Consider the following 18,649-nt stretch of genomic DNA (forward strand, 5'->3'; position numbering starts at 1 on the left):
AACGATGAGAGTAAGTGCCTGTGAAACGCCCAACGGGTTGGTTTAAAAGCGATTTATACTGCGTTATTGATTTTAACAATAGAACCACTATTACTTGCAATCAATGCCTTGCCTAAATCGCTTTTTAATTCCAACTGAAACTCGCATCTTGAGGTGGTTTGGGTATAAATTAACCGAGTTTATTTCAAAGTTAACCAAAGGCTCTAAGATCTCCGAGGAGCCTTTTTTCATTTTTATAGCACCGCTAATTGATTAACTCAGCAATACTGAGTTTCCCCGCTAACATTAAACTTTGCTTTATGGCTGCACGTATTTCAGCTGGCTTGTTTTGACTAAGTTTAAAATTGCCCTGCCAATGAATGGTAATAAATTCAATAAAACTTAATTGTTGATACATTGCCTTGCGCTGCTGTACGGGTACCTCATTAATTTGCCATTTATCTGTAGCGTGCTCAGTAAAGTGTTGCTCAAAGTGATCGGTTAGTCGTTGCATGATCTGTTCTTTGTGCTGTTGGTCTTTAACAATACGCACTTTAGCTGTCACATAAACACTCGAATAAAGCCAACTAGGTAGGGTTTTATTGTGTGCGTAAGCGGGCGATAAATAGCAATCATCGCCACTAAATAATAGCTTCACTGATTGACCATCAAATGATGACAGGGGGTTATATTTGGCCACATGGCCGATAAAAACTTCGCGAGCTGGGTCATATAATAATGGCACGCGGCATATATCATTGAGTTGGTTTTGTGTATTAGGCATTAAAATGGTCGCCAGTGGATAGTTATTTACTAACTGTTGTAATTGCTTACTATCATGTTGTTGAAAATGGGCCGCTGGGTACATTATAGTTTTCCTTCTAACTGAGATTTTATTGTCGGCCATTGCTCGTCTATAATACTGAACTGAGCGGTGTTTCGGTATGAGCCATCGGCAAGTAACCTGTCTTTATAACTAATGCCTTCAAAGCGGGCGCCAAGGCGTGCTATAGCATTACGCGATTTTTGGTTTTGTTCATGGGTATTAAAAGCAATACGCACTAAGCCTAATTCTTCGAACGCATATTGCAGTAGCAAGTATTTAGCGTGGGTATTTACAAAACTACGTTGCCACTTTTTAGCAATAAATGTGTGGCCAATCTCGGCGCTGCGATTTTGTTTATCTAACCTAAATAAACGTGTAGTACCAAGCACCTGCTTACTTACTTTATCAACTATGGCGTAGACTATTTGTTGTTCGGCATTAAACTGCGCTGTATTGATAAACCAATCATCGAGAGTTGCACGGGTTTGGGTGTAATTCATTAAAACCCAACGCCATATTTGTGGATCTTGGCCTGCTTGATATAGCCCCTCTAGGTGGTTTTGTGTCAGTGGCTCTAAAGCCAGCTTATTGGTTTGATGAATGTGTTTTGTAAACATGATAAGCCCCATATTTTGCTATTTATGAATAACAAAGGTACGCTACTTTGGTCAGTAATAAACAACCAGTTTTAGATTTTTAACTAGACCAGTTTAGAGTGTTTTTGGAGTCGTAATGCAGCCGTTAGTTATTGAATTTGATGAGTCAGAGCCTGCCAAATATTTGCAACTAGCCAGCGCGATACGCAGTGCCATAATGCAAGGCAAGCTTGCGCCAGGGGTAAAACTCAGCTCGGCGCGTGTCATGGCAAACACTTATCAGCTCAATCGCCATACAGTGATGAATGCATTGCAATTATTAGTAGCGGAAGGCTGGCTTGAATCTCGGCAGCGCTCAGGTTATCGGATCACCAAGTCATTGCCCATTCAAAGTAGTGTTAGTACCTCAAGTACTCCAATACTGAAAGCAAAACCTTATCAATTTGCTAAAACATTGGCTGTGCCCGCTGCTGGAATGGATTTAACTGCGTATAAATATAACTTTGCTGGTGGCTTGCCTGATCTTGCCAGTTTCCCACAAAAAGAATTTAAACGCTCCGTCAGCCATGTGTGTAATCACTTAGATATCAATCAACTGCATTATGGGCAGGTCAGTGGTAACGAGCAATTAAAAGCTCATATTTGTGATTACTTATACAAAGCGCGTAATTTAAACGTAAGCGACGTATTGATCTGCAATGGCTCGCAAGAAGCACTGTTCTTAATCGCAAAAGCGTTTATAAAAAAAGATGATTTTGTCGCAGTCGAAACGTTAGGTTATCCGCCAGCAAGGCAAGCATTTGCTGCTTGTGGCGCGCAATTAGTTGATATAAAACAAGACGATGAAGGCTTATGTGTTGATGATTTAAAAGCCCAGCTAGAATGTTATCCAATTAAAATGCTGTACTTAACGCCGCTGCACCAATATCCAACTACCGTGACCTTATCGCCAACGCGGCGCTTGCAAATTTATCAACTGTGTTATGCTCATAACGTGATGATCATCGAAGATGACTACGACCATGAATTTCATTATCGCTGTCAGCCATTACAACCCATGGCCGCCGATGACCCCGCGGGCATCGTTATTTACCTATCGACGTTTTCAAAGATTATGTTTTCAGCTGCACGTATCGGTTATATCTGCGCAGCGCCTGAAGTATTAGCGCAATTAACTGCGTGGAAGCAGCTGATGAACCATAAGAACGATGTGATCATGCAATTAGCTGTGGCGCACTGGATGAAAGAAGGTGGCTTTGAACGCCATTTAAAGCGTATGACCAAACTGTATAAACAGCGCTATGAAGCGATGGATGCCTATTTAATAGAGCTACAAGCACTTGGGCATCCTATAGAATATAAAAAGCCCGACGGCGGTATGGCGATGTGGGTCAACTTTAATAAAGACACTCAGCACTTAAAAGCGCAGTTAGCAAAGCAAGGTATATATTTACAAACCCAAGCCGAGTTTTACTTTACCAACTCAGTACGTAGCTTAAAACCCATAAACTATAGCTATGCTCGGCTTGGTTTTGCAGGACAATCGAGCGAGAAGATGCAGCAAGGGTTAAAGTTTATAACTATGCAACTATTTTCGAGTAAATAATGTTTTACTGCAAACCTTCAACATCAAAATAGAGCGGCTTTAAGGTGCCACAGTTGGCAAATTTATAGGTTAATTCGCTAGCATTTGGGACGCGTTTTGATGTGCGAAATTTTTGTAAACAGGCATTGGTTAAATCTGCATAAATAAGGTGATTAAAACTCGGTGCTTGGGTTATTTTATGGATATAGATTCGCTCATTATTTTTGAGGGTGATCATGTCGTATTCTTGCCACTGCGATGATTCGTTCAAATCAGTTAATTTCCGCGCATAAAGTAATTTACTCATTACAATAGGTCTATGTTGATAAACCAAACTGCCATCGCGCTGGTAGTGTCCGGCATACACATCTGCCGTAATTGTTAGTTCTTCGCCACGCATTAGGCGTTGAATATTAAATGGTTGTGGTTTAATAGTAATAAGCTCTGCATCACGTACCAGGCTTAAAAAAGCGACATCTGGGTTTTCAATTTGATAAACAACTTGCACATCGTGAGGTAATTTATAAGTCGGTAGGCTAACTGCAAAAATACGCGAGCCTTGATTAACGAGCACCATAGCATGCTCTGCATTGTAAGCTGGGTTAATCGGCGGAAGCTCTTCTTTTACAGCTTCTTCTTCGGCGTTGGCAATACTCGACATAAATGCAAGTAACAAAATAAACAACAGTCGCATAACGATCTCAATAAAGGTATGAATTAAAAGTGTAGTCAAAAATACTGTTTTAGCAGTTTTATACTCTGCTTTTAAAACAGCGCGGCTTGCTCTATAACAATTGCGTGGCGTTTTGCAAGGCGCAAGTGATTTCTATCATAACCTCCGCCAATCACGCTTGCCACTGGCGTATTGTGCTCAATACAGCGCTTAAACACTAAGTGATCTCGTTTTTCAATGCCTTGCCAGCTAATATCAAGTTTACCTAAACCATCTTGCTGCCAAATGTCGACACCTGCATCATAAAGCACTAAATCAGGGTTAAGTTCTTTGAGTAAAAAGCGCAAGGTATCATCAACAACCCCTAAATATTCATCATCTTGCATATTATTAGCTAAACCAATGTCGAGATCGCTGGCGGATTTGCGAAATGGAAAATTCTTTTCACAATGAATCGAGCAGGTATATGCATATGGTTGGTGTTGTAACATGGCTGCGGTGCCATCGCCTTGGTGTACATCTAAGTCAAAAATCAATACATTGGTCACTTCAGCTGATTGAATCAGCGTTTGTGCAGTAAAGGCTAGGTCGTTGACCATACAATAGCCAGAGCCAAAATCGCTGTGAGCGTGGTGTGTACCGCCGGCTAAATGGCATGCAATGCCGTGCTCAAGAGCTAAGCGGGCAGTTTGCAACGTGCCTTGAGGTGCGGTAAAAGTTCGTGCCATTAATTGTTCTGACCAAGGTAGCCCAATACGACGCATCGCTTTATCATCTAAGCGGTTATGCCATAAATCTTGAATGTAATTATCACAATGTACCAATTCAAGCGCCTCAGGGCTGCCAAGTTCAGGTGTGATTAGGTTGCTATTCGCCAAACCAAGTGCTTTTACTTGTTGGTATAAATGGGCAAATTTACTCATTACAAAACGATGGTTAGGATCAAAGTTAAACGAATAGTTAGGGTGATAAACCAGCGGTAAGTGTTGATTAAGAGCCATAGTCAGATTGCGTTGCGAATTTTCTCTAGGGTAACCTACAGGGCAATTTCAATCCAGTTACTTGCTTTACGCACTGTGGATCAAACTCTCAAGTTCACGGTGCAGTAGTGTATCGTCAGCGAGGTTTAACTCAATTAAACGCTTTAAATGGGTAATACTATCTATATCAATATGGGTACATTTTAAACCTATATGTTGTTGTTCGATATGGCAAATAGTGACAGTCATCGCGATGATTACTTCACTTTGCGGGAGTTTAAAGGCAAGAATAGCACTACTATTTTTTGTAAAGTTAAAGTTATTATTGCGACTAACCAGAGCGCCATTTAATGATATATCGAGCAACTGGCAAGGGTAACTATGGGTATTATTGGTTAAATGCGCGGGAGTTGAAAATAAAATGCGCGTGTAATGGCGGCGGTTTTCCATCATTATTCCTTTTAGGAGTATTAGGATTAAGTGTAGCTTGTTTTTTAGTCAGTATGTGTAATTAATACCAATCGACTTAAATATTTAACCATTCTAGCGAGCTAAATAAAGCGCTAACTGCGTTATAAATTTTTCATGTAGAACAACTACATGTCAAAATTTATGTCTTGTTATCACTCCATTTATCTGTCGCTATAAATGGTCAGTAACTTAACACGATTGGTATAAGCTGAACTCTGGATCGTGAATCTCTGATCTATATTCCAGGTTAATAAAAAAAGCCCCACATAAATGTGGGGCTTAAAAAATGTTTAGAACCTAGAACTTAACCTATCTTTTTGTACTTAATACGCTTAGGTTGCGTAGCCGCAGTGCCTAAGGTCTTTTTAAGCCATTCTTCATATTCAGTGTAATTACCATCGAAGAAGTTAATTTGGCCTTCGTCACGGTAATCAAGAATATGTGTTGCAATACGGTCTAAGAACCAACGGTCATGCGAGATACACATAACGCAGCCTGGGAATTCTAAAATAGCGTTCTCAAGGGCACGTAATGTTTCAACGTCCAAATCATTGGTTGGCTCATCCAGCAGGATAACGTTGCCACCGGCTTTTAATAACTTAGCTAAGTGTAAGCGGTTGCGTTCACCACCTGACAAGTCCTTAACAAATTTTTGCTGATCGTTACCTTTGAAGTTAAAGCGACTAACGTAGGCACGGCTTTGGAATTCAAAGTTACCAATTTTTAGTACGTCTTGGCCGTTTGAAATTTCTTGGAAAACAGTATTGCTGTCATCCATATTGCCACGGAACTGATCAACGGTTGCCAGTTCAACCGTTTCACCTAGGTTAATTTCGCCGCTGTCTTGTTTGTCTTCACCGCTGAGCATTTTAAACAGCGTTGATTTACCTGCGCCATTGGCACCTATAATGCCAACAATTGCGCCTTTAGGCACAGTAAAGCTTAGATCATCAATTAACACGCGATCGCCAAAGCTTTTCTTCAAGTTTTTAACTTCAATAACTTGATCACCTAAACGTGGTCCAGGTGGAATAAATAGCTCGTTGGTTTCATTACGTTTTTGGTAATCAGACTGCTGCATTTCAGTAAATTGCGACATACGCGCTTTTGACTTAGCTTGACGACCTTTTTGGTTTGAACGTACCCACTCAAGTTCTTGTGCAATTGATTTTTGACGGGCTTTTTCAGACTTTTGCTCTTGCTGCAGGCGCGCATCTTTTTGCTCAAGCCAAGAAGAATAATTACCTTCCCATGGAATACCTTCACCACGGTCAAGCTCTAAGATCCAGCCAGCTACATTATCGAGGAAGTAACGGTCATGGGTTACCGCCACAACAGTGCCTTCGTAATCATGCAAGAAGCGCTCAAGCCATGCTACAGATTCTGCATCTAAGTGGTTAGTCGGCTCATCGAGGATAAGCATATCTGGTTTTTCAAGCAATAAGCGGCAGATAGCCACTCGGCGACGCTCACCACCTGACAAGAATTCAATTTTAGCATCCCACTCAGGTAAGCGCAGGGCATCTGCGGCGCGCTCTAATACGTTGTCGATGTTATGACCATCGTGGGCTTGAATAATTGCTTCAAGCTCACCTTGCTCTTTGGCTAGTGCGTCAAAGTCAGCATCTTCCATCGCGTATTCGTTATATACTTCATCAAGACGGTTAAGCGCGTTTTTAACTTCGCTGACTGCTTCTTCCACAGTTTCACGAACCGTTTTGCTTTCATCTAGAATAGGCTCTTGCGGTAAGTAACCAATTTTAGTGCCCGGTTGAGGATATGCCTCACCTTCAAACTCTTGATCAAGGCCGGCCATAATACGTAGCAACGTTGATTTACCAGAACCGTTTAAACCAAGTACACCAATTTTTGCGCCCGGGAAAAAATGCAAAGAAATATCTTTTAAGATAGTGCGCTTAGGTGGCACAACCTTAGATACTCGACTCATCGAGAAAATAAACTTATCAGGTAAAACCATGGAAGGAGCCTTCAAATAATAATAAAAATTTCAATGTTGTATTGTAGTGGTTGATAGGTGAAACAGTCAACGAATCAACCAAATAACAATGTGCTAATTCGCGAGCAATACTCCTACACCGATTAAAGCAAGCAAGCCGCCTATTAACATTTTATTGGTAACGGGCTCGCGCTTTATAAAACCAATGCTCATTACAATTAATGGCGCGGTTGCGAAAATCGTTTGTGCAATGGCTGGATCGGTATATTTAACTGCGCCAAGTTGAAGCCATAAACCGAGGAAAGTGCCTAAAAACACAGCCGCAAAAAACCATTGTTTGCCGCTAATTCCCCTTAGAGTTAGTGCTTGTTTAAATTCACTGCTTTTAAACACTGCAACAACTAAGGCCACAGTCATCGTACCGGCTGCTAATCTAATTAATGCCGCCCATAAGCTACTCATATGCTCATTATTGAGTGCGCCTTTAGACATCACCATACCGAGCGCTTGGCAGATAGCAGCTGCAAGGGCACATAAAACACCTTTGCGATAATGTTGATGATCAACCTGTGGCAATGTTTTTTCAGGCTTGATTGCTATTACTACGCCAATGGTTGTAAGTACAATACCGCACCATGCAAATGGCGATAAATAATGATTTAATAGCAGGATATTAAAAACCCCCACAAGGGCTGGAGCAAGGGACTCAATAACTAACGTGCGAGCAGGGCCAATATTTCGCAGCGCAGTAAAATAGGCGCTATCGCCAATCGCAATCCCAATCACCCCGCCAGCAATTAGCCAAAGCCAGCTTGTCAGATGATGTGGTAGTGCAGCGTCTTGAGTAATCGCAATAGTAGCTAACATCATGGCACTTGCTAACACGCCTTTACTGATGTTTAGCTGCATAGGCGTTAAGTGATGGCTAAAACCTTTATATAAAATGGTCGAAAGCGCCCAAACAATAGCTGCTAATATAGCAAAAAGTTCTCCAAAGCCTAGCCAATCAATCACGTTTACCACCTTAAAATAAAATCAACAGGCGCATTATGGCGAGCGGTTTTTAGAATGCAAAAGAATAGCTAAAATAAATTCATTTGGACATCTAAACATCTAGAGGTTGAAATTTCCAGCTATCCGTTCATAATTAGCCATTGGTTAATTATGCCTTGGAGATGAGTATGCCTATTACCGTTAAAGATGAATTGCCCGCAATTGCGAAGTTACGTCAAGAAAACGTATTTGTAATGCCAAAAAGCCGCGCTAAAACCCAAGAGATCCGTCCGATGCGCTTGGCGATTTTAAACTTAATGCCTAATAAGGTAGAAACCGAGGTGCAATTTATTCGTTTGCTCGCTAATTCACCCTTACAAGTGAATGTAGAGCTACTACGTTTAGACACTCATCGCAGCAGTAGCAATTCAGAGCAGCATTTAGACACTTTTTACCGTTATTTCTCTGAAGTGAAAGACAACAATTACGATGCATTACTCATTACCGGCGCACCATTGGCACATTTAGAATATGACGATGTAGCCTACTGGGATGAACTAAAAGTAATTTTAGATTGGGCGGAGCAGCATGTAACCTCAACATTATTTTCGTGTTGGGCGGCTCACGCGGGTTTATTTCATCATCATAATTTAAAACGTGAACTAAAAGAAAATAAGCTCTGTGGCGTGTTTACCCATAAGTGTTACTTTGAACATGGAGCCTTAACGCGTGGTTTTGACGATACTTTTGTAGTGCCGCACTCGCGTTATGGTCATATTGATATTGATAAAATCAACGCTTGTGATGACTTAGTTGTGCTGGCAGGTTCAGAGCAAGTAGGCGCTTACTTAATAAAAAATAAATCCGGCAGCCAAGTGTATATTACCGGGCATCCTGAGTATGATGCAGACACTTTAAAAGGCGAATATCAGCGCGATTTAGAAAAAGGCCCTGATGCGCCATTGCCTGAAAATTACTTTCCAGAGAACAACCCAGATAACGAACCGTCGAAAACTTGGCAAAGCCATGCCTTTTTACTGTTTTCGAATTGGTTAAATTATTATGTGTACCAAACCACACCCTATGATATTAATTTAGTTAGCCAAGCCGTAAGGACTAACAACTATGCCGAATAATTTAGAAAACAAAAGCGCCGAGTTAATTGAAGCGTTAAAACAGCGTATTTTAATTCTTGATGGTGCTATGGGTACCATGATCCAAGAACACAAATTAGAAGAACACGATTACCGTGGCGAGCGCTTTAAAGACTGGCATGTGCTAATTAAAGGTAATAATGATTTATTAAGCATTACACAACCAAAAATTATTGCTGATATTCATCGTGGTTTTTTAAATGCAGGTGCCGATATTATCGAAACCAACACCTTTAATTCGACTACAATTTCGATGGAAGATTACGATATGGCCAGCATCAGCCGTGAAGTAAACTTAGAGTCAGCTAAATTAGCACGCAGTATTTGTGATGAGTTTACTGCTAAAAATCCAGCAAAACCACGCTATGTTGCGGGTGTTTTAGGGCCAACCTCAAAAACCTGTTCAATCTCACCGGATGTGAACGACCCCGGTTATCGCAATGTCACGTTTGATAAGTTAGTCACCGCGTATGTTGAATCAACCCTTGCTTTAATGGAAGGTGGTGTTGATTTAATTTTGATAGAAACAATTTTTGATACGCTAAATGCAAAAGCGGCTTCATTCGCGGTTGAAGAAGCGTTTGAGCAAGCCGGTCGCAAATTACCTGTGATGATCTCTGGCACCATAACCGATGCCTCCGGACGTACGCTGTCAGGGCAAACCACCGAAGCATTTTATAATTCGATTCGTCATATTAAGCCAATTTCAATTGGTCTCAATTGCGCCCTTGGCCCAGATTTACTGCGCCAATATGTAGAAGAACTATCGCGTGTTTGTGAAACTTACACCTCAGTGCACCCCAATGCCGGTTTACCGAACGAGTTTGGGGAATATGATTTAGAGGCACCTGAAATGGCGCAAGAAATTATCGATTGGGGCAAGTCTGGCTTTATCAATATTGTTGGCGGCTGTTGTGGTACCACACCTGCACACATCAGGGCATTTGCGAAAGGGCTTGAAGGTGTTAAACCTCGCCTATTGCCAGAGCTTGAAGTGCGTATGCGCTTATCAGGCCTTGAAGCGTGTAATTTAAACTAAGGTAGCCGAGATGACACAAAAAATAGCAGTATTTACCAACGTTGGCGAACGTACCAATGTGACCGGCTCAGCCATGTTCAAACGTTTGATCATGGAAGAAGATTACGAGAGTGCGCTTAATGTTGCCCGCGAGCAAGTAGAAAACGGCGCACAGGTTATTGATATCAACATGGATGAAGCCATGCTGGACTCAAAAGCCGCCATGGTGAAGTTTTTAAATTTGATTGCCTCCGAGCCTGATATTTCTCGCGTGCCAATTATGGTTGACTCTTCTAAATGGGAAGTCATTGAAGCGGGCTTAAAGTGTATTCAAGGCAAGGCAATTGTAAACTCAATCTCGCTAAAAGAAGGTGAAGAGCCATTTATTCGCCAAGCTAAAATTATTAAACGTTTTGGCGCCGCTGCAGTGGTTATGGCGTTTGATACCGACGGCCAAGCAGATACAGCCGATCGCAAGTTTGAAATTTGTCAGCGTAGTTACCGCATTTTGGTGGATGAAATTGGCTTTGCGCCAGAAGATATTATTTTCGATCCCAACATCTTTGCGGTAGCAACTGGTATTGAAGAGCACGACAACTACGCAGTTGAATTTATTGAAGGTACACGTCGCATTAAGCAAAACTTGCCACACTGTAAAGTGTCGGGCGGGGTGTCGAATGTATCGTTCTCGTTTCGTGGGAATAACCCCGTGCGAGAGGCTATTCACTCAGTATTTTTATATCACGCAATTCAAGCGGGTATGGATATGGGGATTGTTAATGCAGGGCAACTCGCTGTGTATGATGATATTCCAGCAGAGCTTAGAAAAGCAGTTGAAGACGTTATTTTAAATACCGACCCAGGTGCAGGTGAGCGCTTAGTTGAGTTGGCACCAAAATACTCTGGCATGGCACAAGCTGAGCGAGTTGAAGATTTAGAATGGCGTACTTGGCCAGTTGAAAAACGTTTAGAGCACGCATTGGTTAAAGGCATTACCACCTTTATCGATGAAGACACCGAAGAGTGCCGCGCTGCTGCCGATAAGCCTATTCATGTGATTGAAGGGCCGTTAATGGACGGCATGAATGTGGTAGGCGATTTATTTGGCGCAGGTAAAATGTTCTTACCGCAAGTCGTTAAATCAGCGCGAGTGATGAAGCGCGCAGTGGCCTACCTAGACCCTTACATTGAAGCTGAAAAAGAAGAAGGGGCTACTAACGGTAAAATCGTGATGGCCACCGTTAAAGGTGACGTACATGATATTGGTAAAAATATTGTTGGCGTAGTACTGCAATGTAATAACTATGAAGTTATCGACTTAGGCGTAATGGTGCCTGCAGATAAAATACTGCAAACCGCGATTGATGAAAAAGCCGATATTATTGGTTTATCAGGACTGATTACACCATCGCTTGATGAAATGGTACATGTTGCCAAAGAAATGAAGCGCCGTGGTTTTGAACTACCGCTATTGATTGGTGGCGCGACTACCTCAAAAGCGCATACTGCCGTTAAAATCGAGCCACAATATGACAAAGGCGTGGTTTATGTAAATAACGCCAGTCGCGCTGTAGGCGTGGTTTCTAACTTATTGTCGAAAGAGCATAAAGCTGAATTTTTAGCAAAAACCAGCGCTGAATATGTCAAAGTACGCGAGCAGCAAGCACGCAAAAAACCACGTTCAAAACCGGTTACTATTCAACGTGCCCGCGACAACGCCGCCAAGCTTGATTGGGATAATTACACTCCACCGGTGCCGAAAAAGCTGGGCGTGACAGAGTTTAAAAATGTCTCGATAGCCACTTTACGACAATACATAGACTGGACGCCGTACTTTATGACCTGGTCAATCGCTGGTAAATACCCACGTATCATGACCGATGAAGTGGTTGGCGAGCAGGCGCAAAGCTTATTTAAAGACGCTAACGACATGTTAGACGATCTTGAAAAGTCAGGCAGTTTGCAACCGCTTGGCGTAATTGGTTTATTCCCTGCTAACCGTGTGGGTGACGATATTGAAATATACACAGACGAAACTCGCGCTGAACTATTAACCACATCGTGCCATTTACGTCAGCAAACAGAAAAAACCGACTTTGCTAACTACTGCTTAGCTGATTATATCGCCCCGAAAGGCACGCCTGATTACTTTGGTGCATTTGCTGTAACAGGCGGTCTTGAAGAAGACGACTTAGCTGATGCGTTCGATGCACAGCAAGATGACTACAACAAAATAATGGTAAAAGCGGTGGCAGATAGACTCGCCGAAGCCTTTGCTGAGTACTTACACGAACAAGTGCGTAAAGAATATTGGGGTTTTGCTCCAGACGAAAACCTCGCGAATGAAGATCTCATTCGTGAAAACTACCAAGGTATTCGCCCAGCACCCGGTTATCCAGCGTGTCCAGAGCACACTGAGAAAAAGAAAATCTGGCAGCTGCTTGATACTGAAAAACGCATTGGCATGCAGCTCACCAGCTCATACGCCATGTGGCCCGGCGCTGCGGTATCAGGCTGGTACTTTTCACATCCGGAAGCTAAATACTACGCCGTAGCGGCAGTACAAAAGGATCAGGTTGAAGACTACGCTAAACGTACCAACATGACGCTGGAAGAGGCCGAAAGGTGGCTGTCGCCTAATTTGGGGTATGAGCCGGAGTAAGTGAAGCTGTAAGCTATCAGCTATCAGCTATCAGCCGTCAGTTTAAAACAAAAAAGCGAGCCAAATTAGGCTCGCTTTTTTTGTACAAAGTTTTTCCTGATAGCTCTTCGGTATATCATCATACTTTCACATTCAATGAGCTTGCGTATGCCCCTAACCTTGGGTGTAGAATGATTAGTACATTATATTTGTGATTTACTGCACATTCATTATTTGAGAATTTTCTATGGTAAAATTATTTAGCCCACTAAAATTAGGTCCGATAACACTCAAAAACCGCATTATTATTGCTCCCATGTGTATGTATGCCGCAGAAGAAGGCAAGGTGCAACCTTGGCATCATCAACATTATGGTATGCTCGCGCAATCCGGTGCTGGCTTATTGATTGTTGAAGCGAGCGCTGTATCCCCTGAAGGAAGAATCTCTTACGCCGATTCAGGTATTTATAGCGACGAATGTGAGCAAGCTTGGCGTGAAGTCGTATCTAATGTAGGTCAATACTCTAACATTCCGATGGTGATGCAGATTGGTCATGCAGGTCGTAAAGCGTCAACTGAATTACCTTGGAATGGCGGTGCGCCTATCGCTCCAGCAATAAAGAACGGTTGGCAAACTATTGCTCCGAGTGAACTTGCTTTTTCAGATGAAGCTCCTTTACCAAAAGCAATGACGCAAGACGATATTGGACGATTAATTACTCAGTTTGTGAAAAGTGCTCAACGTGCCCATAAAGCTGGTTTTTCTGGCATAGAACTTCATGCAGCTCATGGCTATTTACTGCACCAATTTTTATCACCGCTTAGTAATCAGCGTTCAGATCAATTTGGCGGCTCATTAGAGAACCGCATGCGCCTACCCTTGGCAATATTTGATGCTATAAAGGCTGCGTTACCACATGATTTCATGATTGGTGTACGTATAAGTGCAAGTGATTGGGCTGATAATGGCTGGGATATCGAGCAAAGTATCGTATTTTCTCAAGCTTTAGACGCTCGTGGTTGCCATTATATACACGTATCAAGTGGCGGCTTGACTGCACAGCAGCAAATTAAAGTTGCCCCTAATTATCAAGTTGGTTTTGCCGATGCAATAAGTAATAACGTTTCTATGCCGGTTATTGCTGTAGGCTTAATTACTCAAGCTCAACAAGCTGAAGATATTATCTGCGAAGGTAAAGCTGATGCGATTGCGTTGGCGCGTGGTATTCTTTATAACCCGCGTTGGCCTTGGCATGCAGCAGCGGAGCTCGGAGTTACAATACAAGCCGCGCCGCAATACTTGCGCTGCCAGCCACATGAACTTAAGTCATTACTGATACGCGATTGATTACTACCTCTCATAACTAGATAATCTTCTAGTGTGAGAGGCTTTGACTATTCAAGCCAGTTTTTAATACGCTTATTAAGGAAAACCCTCTGAATAAGTATATATCCCAGCAAATAACTCTGCCTTTTATAGCTATGATCAAAGAAAGTTTAATAAAAAGAGTTATATGAAATATTATTTTCAAGCGCAATACCACCAGCGCTTAGATTTGTTTGATAATGTGTTTGTCAGTATGGCAACGGGTAATGTTGTTGAGCCATCACTGCCTTTAGAGATCATCATTGAGTCTGAAGATTGTGTGCTTTATGAAAGTGACAATGGCTCTATTATTGATTTTTCTCCGACAACGTTAGGCTATTATTGGATTACTGGGCAAACCTGCTTGCGCACCCGAGACGGATTAGTATTTGAGCCTTGTGATGATAAAGATGCAGTACAATACACTTATATTGACGGGCAGATTTATGGACAAAAAATAAATACTGACTTGAGCCAAATGCCAACCACAAAAAAGCGTTATCATTTTCGTAAGCTTAATGGCTGCAAAGCCCAGCTAAAGCAAAATGATGACTCAAGTTTTACTCTCGAGATTGATGAAAAAGAATATCCTATTGCGTTACATGAGCTTGAATTTTCATTTTTTGTAAATGAAGAAACAGGATTTACGCAAGACGGCGAAAAGCTATATTACTACGACAGACCATTACCTCAATTAACGTTAGTAGACTTTAGGGTTTTACATTTTAATTATGCAAAAGATAATCATGTTGTTGTCTGTGGTGCAGATGTTATTTCGCAAGCGGATGCCGCAACGTTTGAAGTGATCACCACTACTTTAGCAAAAGATAAAAATCATGTTTATGAATTTTCAAAGATTATTAAAGGTGCGGATGCTAAATCATTTGTCGTGATTGATGGTAAAGAACAAGATGCATATCAACAATATAGTAAAGACAAGCAAACAGTTTATTATTTTGGTGAAGCCATTATCGGTGCAGACTTGGCATCTTTTCGCATAATTCATGGACGTTATTCGGCTGATAAAAACTGGGTTTATCGCTCAGGGCTACGTATTGCTCTATTTGATGCTGAGAGTTTCTATTATATTTCACAAAGTTTTGTTGGTGATAAAAACGGCATTTATACTGACTTTCTAAATATTACACAAATAGCCCAGTGTGATGATGTATTTGTTGATTACGATAATGATTACTTTGCCGTAAACGATACCCTGTATTGGGCTGATAAAGAACACCCGTTTGACGCTGATTTAGCTTCTTTTTCTTCAATCAATTGTACTTGGGCGAAAGATGAAACCCATATTTATTATAAAGATGAGGTAGTTTATAAAGGGGGTTACGAAACAGCAGAAATTTTTGATGAATTATTATTAAGAGTGGATGATAAAATCATCTCAAATAGAGGCATTATTGCTGGTGCAAATGCAAAAGAGTGGCATCTGCTGATTTTTCCATTCTATGCCTGTGCTGATCGACTATTTTACCAACAAGAATTACTTGATAAAGGCGACCCAAATACGTTTGAAGCCCTTGATGACAATCGCTTTAAAGATAAAAGTAATGTCTATATTTTTGATAATGATTTTGAAATAGTAGATACCATCTTTGATATTAATACCGAGAATATTGTACTTATAGATGAATGTTTTTTAAAAACGCCTGATACAGTGTATTTTCAAGAGTTAGCGATACAAGATGCTGATCCTGATACCTTTGAGGTATTAGAGTATGGCTTTTCGCGTGATAAAAAAGCTGTTTTTTGTAATCAAGAAAAACTCCCTGAACTTAATCCTCTTGACGTTACGATTTTAAATCATAATTTTATTCACGACAACAACACGCTTTATTACCAGTCAACCCGTCTTGATATTGAAGTAAGTAATATGAAGATACTTAATGATGATATTGTGAAAGATAACCGCCATGTTTATTATAAAACACATTATTTAAGTGGTGCAGAGGCATCTTCGTATCAACTGAGTACTCGGTTTTTTCAACGAGACAATCAAGGTATTTATCATAATCAGCACCGTTTACCTTTAAATGCTGATGAAACCGTATTTCTTGATGAAGTCTACGCGATTGATAATCTGCGAGTGTTTTTTATTGATAGTGAAATCATGGATGCGGATGTCTCTTCATTTAAAGTGATAGGTAATAACGTGTCAGTTGATAAAAATAATGTCTACTTTCGTGATAAGAAGGTAGAACACGCTGATCCCGCTAGCTTTAAAATTATGGGTTATGCGCAGTTTGTTGATGATAATCATCAGTTCACTATTCGTAATGGTCATATCGTTTGTTTATAAAATTGAATTAACACGTTGTAGAGTCTATAAAGGCGTATGTTGCTCCTTGTTAGTCGCTACATCAATTTACACAATATTGACTTTGGGCAACATGGCTAAAAGTTGTTGTGAATGGTATAAACCGAAACAGATAAATAACATGATGTTCATTAACTGAATCATCAAAATAAAGGACTTAAATGAAATTTTTATATTATACCGGCTTATTTTTATCTCTCATGTTTAGCGCAAATAGTTTTGCGCTTGAACAACAATATCAACAGCCTATTGTAGATCTTATAAAAGCATTTAAAAACCACGATAAAGCGGCTATTTCCTCACATATTAGTTATCCGCTTTCGCGCACATATCCAGTGCCTGATATTAATAATGAAGCTGAGTTAGTTGAGCGTTTTGATGACGTGTTTGATAAGACGCTTATTAAACAGATTGTTGATTCAAATATCGATACTGACTGGGATAAAGTAGGTTGGCGCGGCATTATGCTAAATAGCGGTGTCGTTTGGGTAGATACGGATGGGAAAATCATCGGTATCAATTACCAAACAGCTAAAGAACAATTGCTGGCTAAAAATTTAATAGCAGCTGATAAGCAAGCGCTTCACCCAAGTATTAATGCTTTTGTAGAGCCTATTTTAGATTGGCAAACAGCTAAATACCGTATTCGCATTGATGACTTAGGTGATGGAAACTTCCGCTATGCGTCGTGGAGCATTGATAAAAAAACCAGCGATAAGCCAGATATAGTCTTACTAAAAGGTGAGATCGAATTTGAGGGCAGTGGCGGTAATCATAGTTACACATTTAAAAACGGCCGTTACAGCTACGTATTACAAGTTACAGTGATTGGCTGTGATACCTCACCACCAGGTTGGCTTGAAGTATATAAAGATGGTAAGCGTATTTTATCTCAGGATATTATCAACACTGGAAGTTAAAAGTTAATTATCTTAGATGCAAAAAGGGGAGGGTTCTCCCCTTTAAATATAGGGCGCTATTTTATTAAATACGCGCTTTAACAAACGCAGCAATTGCGTCGTCTTGGCAATGTGCGAAAAAGCACTCTTGAAAACGTGGTCCGCCAATCGCTTGTTTAATCAGCTCAGGATCAATAGCTTCAAGTGCGCTTAAGTAATCTTTAGCAACATCCGCTTTTAGCTGATTTAAAATACCTGCATTTGTTACTTGTGACTCTTTACGCTCTGCTGGATACCCTTGGCCTTTTTCGCCGGTAAATGCTTTTTCAAATATATATTTAATATTTAACTCAGCGCCCCAGCCAAAGCCTTTTGCATAGGGTAAAGCGAGTGCATTACCATTGTTTATTTGTGCAAATAGGTAAGCATCTGATGGATCAATACAATAACCACAGCTCACACCAGGAAACGCATTGCTCGCCATGAGTGCGCCTTGACCTGTGCCACAACCGGTCACTACAAAATCTACCGCTTTAGAGTTGAGCAGTAAGCTTGCGATAATTCCTAGGTGAATATAGGTTAGTCGATGATCGTTATCGCCATCCATACCCACATTAAATACTTGGTGATTTTGTGCATTAGCAACAGTGTTAAGCTGTTCAAGTACTATTGGGTTTTTTGCCGCTTGACTGAATTCGTTCATTAATGCGATTTTCATTTGACTCTACCAATTTTGTTAACGTTGAGTTGATTCTACATACCAATGCTACCGGTGGCAAATGTTGTTATCTATTAAATATTAGTATTTGTGTAAGTTGCTAGAGGTTAGGAAGTACCATAGGAGCTTTGAGTTTAACTTCAGTATGAAAGCAGCTATTTGAGTTTAAAAATAAAAAACCGCCTGCTCAGGCGGTTTTGTAGTTACCTAGCGTTTTTGATTAATGGCCTTTTTCAAACTCATCAACTTCACGCTCAGCTTCTTCTTTCGATTTACCGTATGCTTGTTGAATTTTACCAACCAGCTCTTTACGGCTACCTTCAATTTTATCTAAATCACCGTCAGTAAGATCGCCCCATTTACGTTGCGCTTTACCTTTAAGTTCTTTCCAATTACCTTCGATACGATCACTGTTCATAATTCGCTCCTTATAATGTCGGTTTGTGAATTTACTTTCAGTTATA

16 protein-coding genes are annotated in these 18,649 nt (G+C 40.8%); 7 read left to right on the forward strand and 9 right to left on the reverse strand.

All coding sequences use genetic code 11. The annotated features are described in order from the left end of the window. Positions 1–244 precede the first annotated feature (244 nt). Positions 245–847 (reverse strand): FMN-binding negative transcriptional regulator, encoded by a 603-nt coding sequence (locus H5154_RS17840; protein ID WP_182719155.1) that lies wholly within the window; start codon positions 845–847, stop codon positions 245–247. After that, positions 847–1,422, reverse strand: coding sequence for a GNAT family N-acetyltransferase (locus tag H5154_RS17845; protein WP_149982034.1), 576 nt, complete (start codon positions 1,420–1,422; stop codon positions 847–849). Before H5154_RS17845 ends, H5154_RS17840 begins: the two co-directional genes overlap by 1 nt. A 115-nt stretch (positions 1,423–1,537) precedes the next feature. Between H5154_RS17845 and H5154_RS17850 the strand changes: the two genes are divergently transcribed. Continuing rightward, positions 1,538–3,007 carry a PLP-dependent aminotransferase family protein gene (locus H5154_RS17850; protein ID WP_182719156.1) on the forward strand — a complete coding sequence of 490 codons (1,470 nt, stop codon included), beginning with the start codon at positions 1,538–1,540 and terminating at the stop codon, positions 3,005–3,007. 4 nt (positions 3,008–3,011) lie between these two features. Here H5154_RS17850 and H5154_RS17855 read toward each other — a convergent pair whose 3' ends face one another. From H5154_RS17855 to H5154_RS24070, 5 genes are all read right to left on the reverse strand, one after another. Beyond that, positions 3,012–3,680, reverse strand: coding sequence for a hypothetical protein (locus tag H5154_RS17855; protein WP_182719157.1), 669 nt, complete (start codon positions 3,678–3,680; stop codon positions 3,012–3,014). A 71-nt stretch (positions 3,681–3,751) separates the two neighbouring features. Continuing rightward, a complete protein-coding gene (locus H5154_RS17860; RefSeq protein WP_149982024.1) occupies positions 3,752–4,660 on the reverse strand; it encodes a histone deacetylase in 909 nt (302 codons plus the stop codon). A gap of 66 nt (positions 4,661–4,726) precedes the next feature. Beyond that, positions 4,727–5,089, reverse strand: a complete 363-nt coding sequence (locus tag H5154_RS17865; protein WP_149982023.1) for a PilZ domain-containing protein — start codon at positions 5,087–5,089, stop codon at positions 4,727–4,729. Positions 5,090–5,414: 325 nt separating this feature from the next. Further along, positions 5,415–7,088, reverse strand: a complete 1,674-nt coding sequence (gene ettA, locus H5154_RS17870; RefSeq protein ID WP_145241364.1) for an energy-dependent translational throttle protein EttA — start codon at positions 7,086–7,088, stop codon at positions 5,415–5,417. 93 nt (positions 7,089–7,181) lie between these two features. Then, positions 7,182–8,081 (reverse strand): DMT family transporter, encoded by a 900-nt coding sequence (locus H5154_RS24070; RefSeq protein ID WP_182719158.1) that lies wholly within the window; start codon positions 8,079–8,081, stop codon positions 7,182–7,184. A 167-nt stretch (positions 8,082–8,248) separates the two neighbouring features. Here H5154_RS24070 and metA point away from each other — a divergent pair, with 167 nt between their 5' ends. From metA to H5154_RS17905, 6 genes are all read left to right on the forward strand, one after another. Next, positions 8,249–9,196 (forward strand): homoserine O-succinyltransferase, encoded by a 948-nt coding sequence (gene metA / locus H5154_RS17880; RefSeq protein WP_182719159.1) that lies wholly within the window; start codon positions 8,249–8,251, stop codon positions 9,194–9,196. After that, positions 9,186–10,253: a homocysteine S-methyltransferase family protein gene (locus H5154_RS17885; RefSeq protein ID WP_182719160.1), complete on the forward strand. Its 1,068-nt coding sequence runs from the start codon at positions 9,186–9,188 to the stop codon at positions 10,251–10,253. The genes metA and H5154_RS17885 overlap by 11 nt, the downstream gene beginning before the upstream one ends. A gap of 10 nt (positions 10,254–10,263) precedes the next feature. Beyond that, positions 10,264–12,894: a methionine synthase gene (metH, locus tag H5154_RS17890; protein WP_182719161.1), complete on the forward strand. Its 2,631-nt coding sequence runs from the start codon at positions 10,264–10,266 to the stop codon at positions 12,892–12,894. A 226-nt stretch (positions 12,895–13,120) separates the two neighbouring features. Continuing rightward, positions 13,121–14,221: an NADH:flavin oxidoreductase/NADH oxidase gene (locus H5154_RS17895; protein WP_182719162.1), complete on the forward strand. Its 1,101-nt coding sequence runs from the start codon at positions 13,121–13,123 to the stop codon at positions 14,219–14,221. A 166-nt stretch (positions 14,222–14,387) separates the two neighbouring features. Continuing rightward, the gene (locus H5154_RS17900) at positions 14,388–16,550 is read left to right on the forward strand and encodes a DKNYY domain-containing protein (protein WP_182719163.1); all 2,163 of its coding nucleotides are present in this window, start codon (positions 14,388–14,390) and stop codon (positions 16,548–16,550) included. A 179-nt stretch (positions 16,551–16,729) separates the two neighbouring features. Beyond that, entirely contained in the window at positions 16,730–17,488 is a 759-nt protein-coding gene (locus H5154_RS17905; protein ID WP_182719164.1) for a hypothetical protein, read from the forward strand. Between the two features lie 64 nt (positions 17,489–17,552). Here H5154_RS17905 and H5154_RS17910 read toward each other — a convergent pair whose 3' ends face one another. Continuing rightward, positions 17,553–18,185 (reverse strand): RpiB/LacA/LacB family sugar-phosphate isomerase, encoded by a 633-nt coding sequence (locus H5154_RS17910; RefSeq protein WP_182719165.1) that lies wholly within the window; start codon positions 18,183–18,185, stop codon positions 17,553–17,555. 220 nt (positions 18,186–18,405) lie between these two features. Then, positions 18,406–18,603 carry a CsbD family protein gene (locus H5154_RS17915; RefSeq protein WP_182719166.1) on the reverse strand — a complete coding sequence of 66 codons (198 nt, stop codon included), beginning with the start codon at positions 18,601–18,603 and terminating at the stop codon, positions 18,406–18,408. Positions 18,604–18,649: the final 46 nt, after the last annotated feature.

Source organism: Pseudoalteromonas sp. SR44-5 (genome assembly GCF_014163675.1).
Lineage (GTDB): Bacteria > Pseudomonadota > Gammaproteobacteria > Enterobacterales > Alteromonadaceae > Pseudoalteromonas > Pseudoalteromonas rhizosphaerae.

What these genes read in the sequence shown, in the direction of transcription:
- H5154_RS17850 (WP_182719156.1), top strand. Translation starts at nt 1,538, where the DNA reads ATGCAGCCGTTAGTTATTGAATTTGATGAGTCAGAGCCTGCCAAATAT.
- H5154_RS17865 (WP_149982023.1), bottom strand. Translation starts at nt 5,089, where the DNA reads ATGGAAAACCGCCGCCATTACACGCGCATTTTATTTTCAACTCCCGCG.
- H5154_RS17860 (WP_149982024.1), bottom strand. Translation starts at nt 4,660, where the DNA reads ATGGCTCTTAATCAACACTTACCGCTGGTTTATCACCCTAACTATTCG.
- metH (WP_182719161.1), top strand. Translation starts at nt 10,264, where the DNA reads ATGACACAAAAAATAGCAGTATTTACCAACGTTGGCGAACGTACCAAT.
- H5154_RS17900 (WP_182719163.1), top strand. Translation starts at nt 14,388, where the DNA reads ATGAAATATTATTTTCAAGCGCAATACCACCAGCGCTTAGATTTGTTT.
- H5154_RS17905 (WP_182719164.1), top strand. Translation starts at nt 16,730, where the DNA reads ATGAAATTTTTATATTATACCGGCTTATTTTTATCTCTCATGTTTAGC.
- metA (WP_182719159.1), top strand. Translation starts at nt 8,249, where the DNA reads ATGCCTATTACCGTTAAAGATGAATTGCCCGCAATTGCGAAGTTACGT.
- H5154_RS17910 (WP_182719165.1), bottom strand. Translation starts at nt 18,185, where the DNA reads ATGAAAATCGCATTAATGAACGAATTCAGTCAAGCGGCAAAAAACCCA.
- H5154_RS17895 (WP_182719162.1), top strand. Translation starts at nt 13,121, where the DNA reads ATGGTAAAATTATTTAGCCCACTAAAATTAGGTCCGATAACACTCAAA.
- H5154_RS17915 (WP_182719166.1), bottom strand. Translation starts at nt 18,603, where the DNA reads ATGAACAGTGATCGTATCGAAGGTAATTGGAAAGAACTTAAAGGTAAA.
- H5154_RS17885 (WP_182719160.1), top strand. Translation starts at nt 9,186, where the DNA reads ATGCCGAATAATTTAGAAAACAAAAGCGCCGAGTTAATTGAAGCGTTA.
- H5154_RS17855 (WP_182719157.1), bottom strand. Translation starts at nt 3,680, where the DNA reads ATGCGACTGTTGTTTATTTTGTTACTTGCATTTATGTCGAGTATTGCC.
- H5154_RS17845 (WP_149982034.1), bottom strand. Translation starts at nt 1,422, where the DNA reads ATGTTTACAAAACACATTCATCAAACCAATAAGCTGGCTTTAGAGCCA.
- ettA (WP_145241364.1), bottom strand. Translation starts at nt 7,088, where the DNA reads ATGGTTTTACCTGATAAGTTTATTTTCTCGATGAGTCGAGTATCTAAG.
- H5154_RS17840 (WP_182719155.1), bottom strand. Translation starts at nt 847, where the DNA reads ATGTACCCAGCGGCCCATTTTCAACAACATGATAGTAAGCAATTACAA.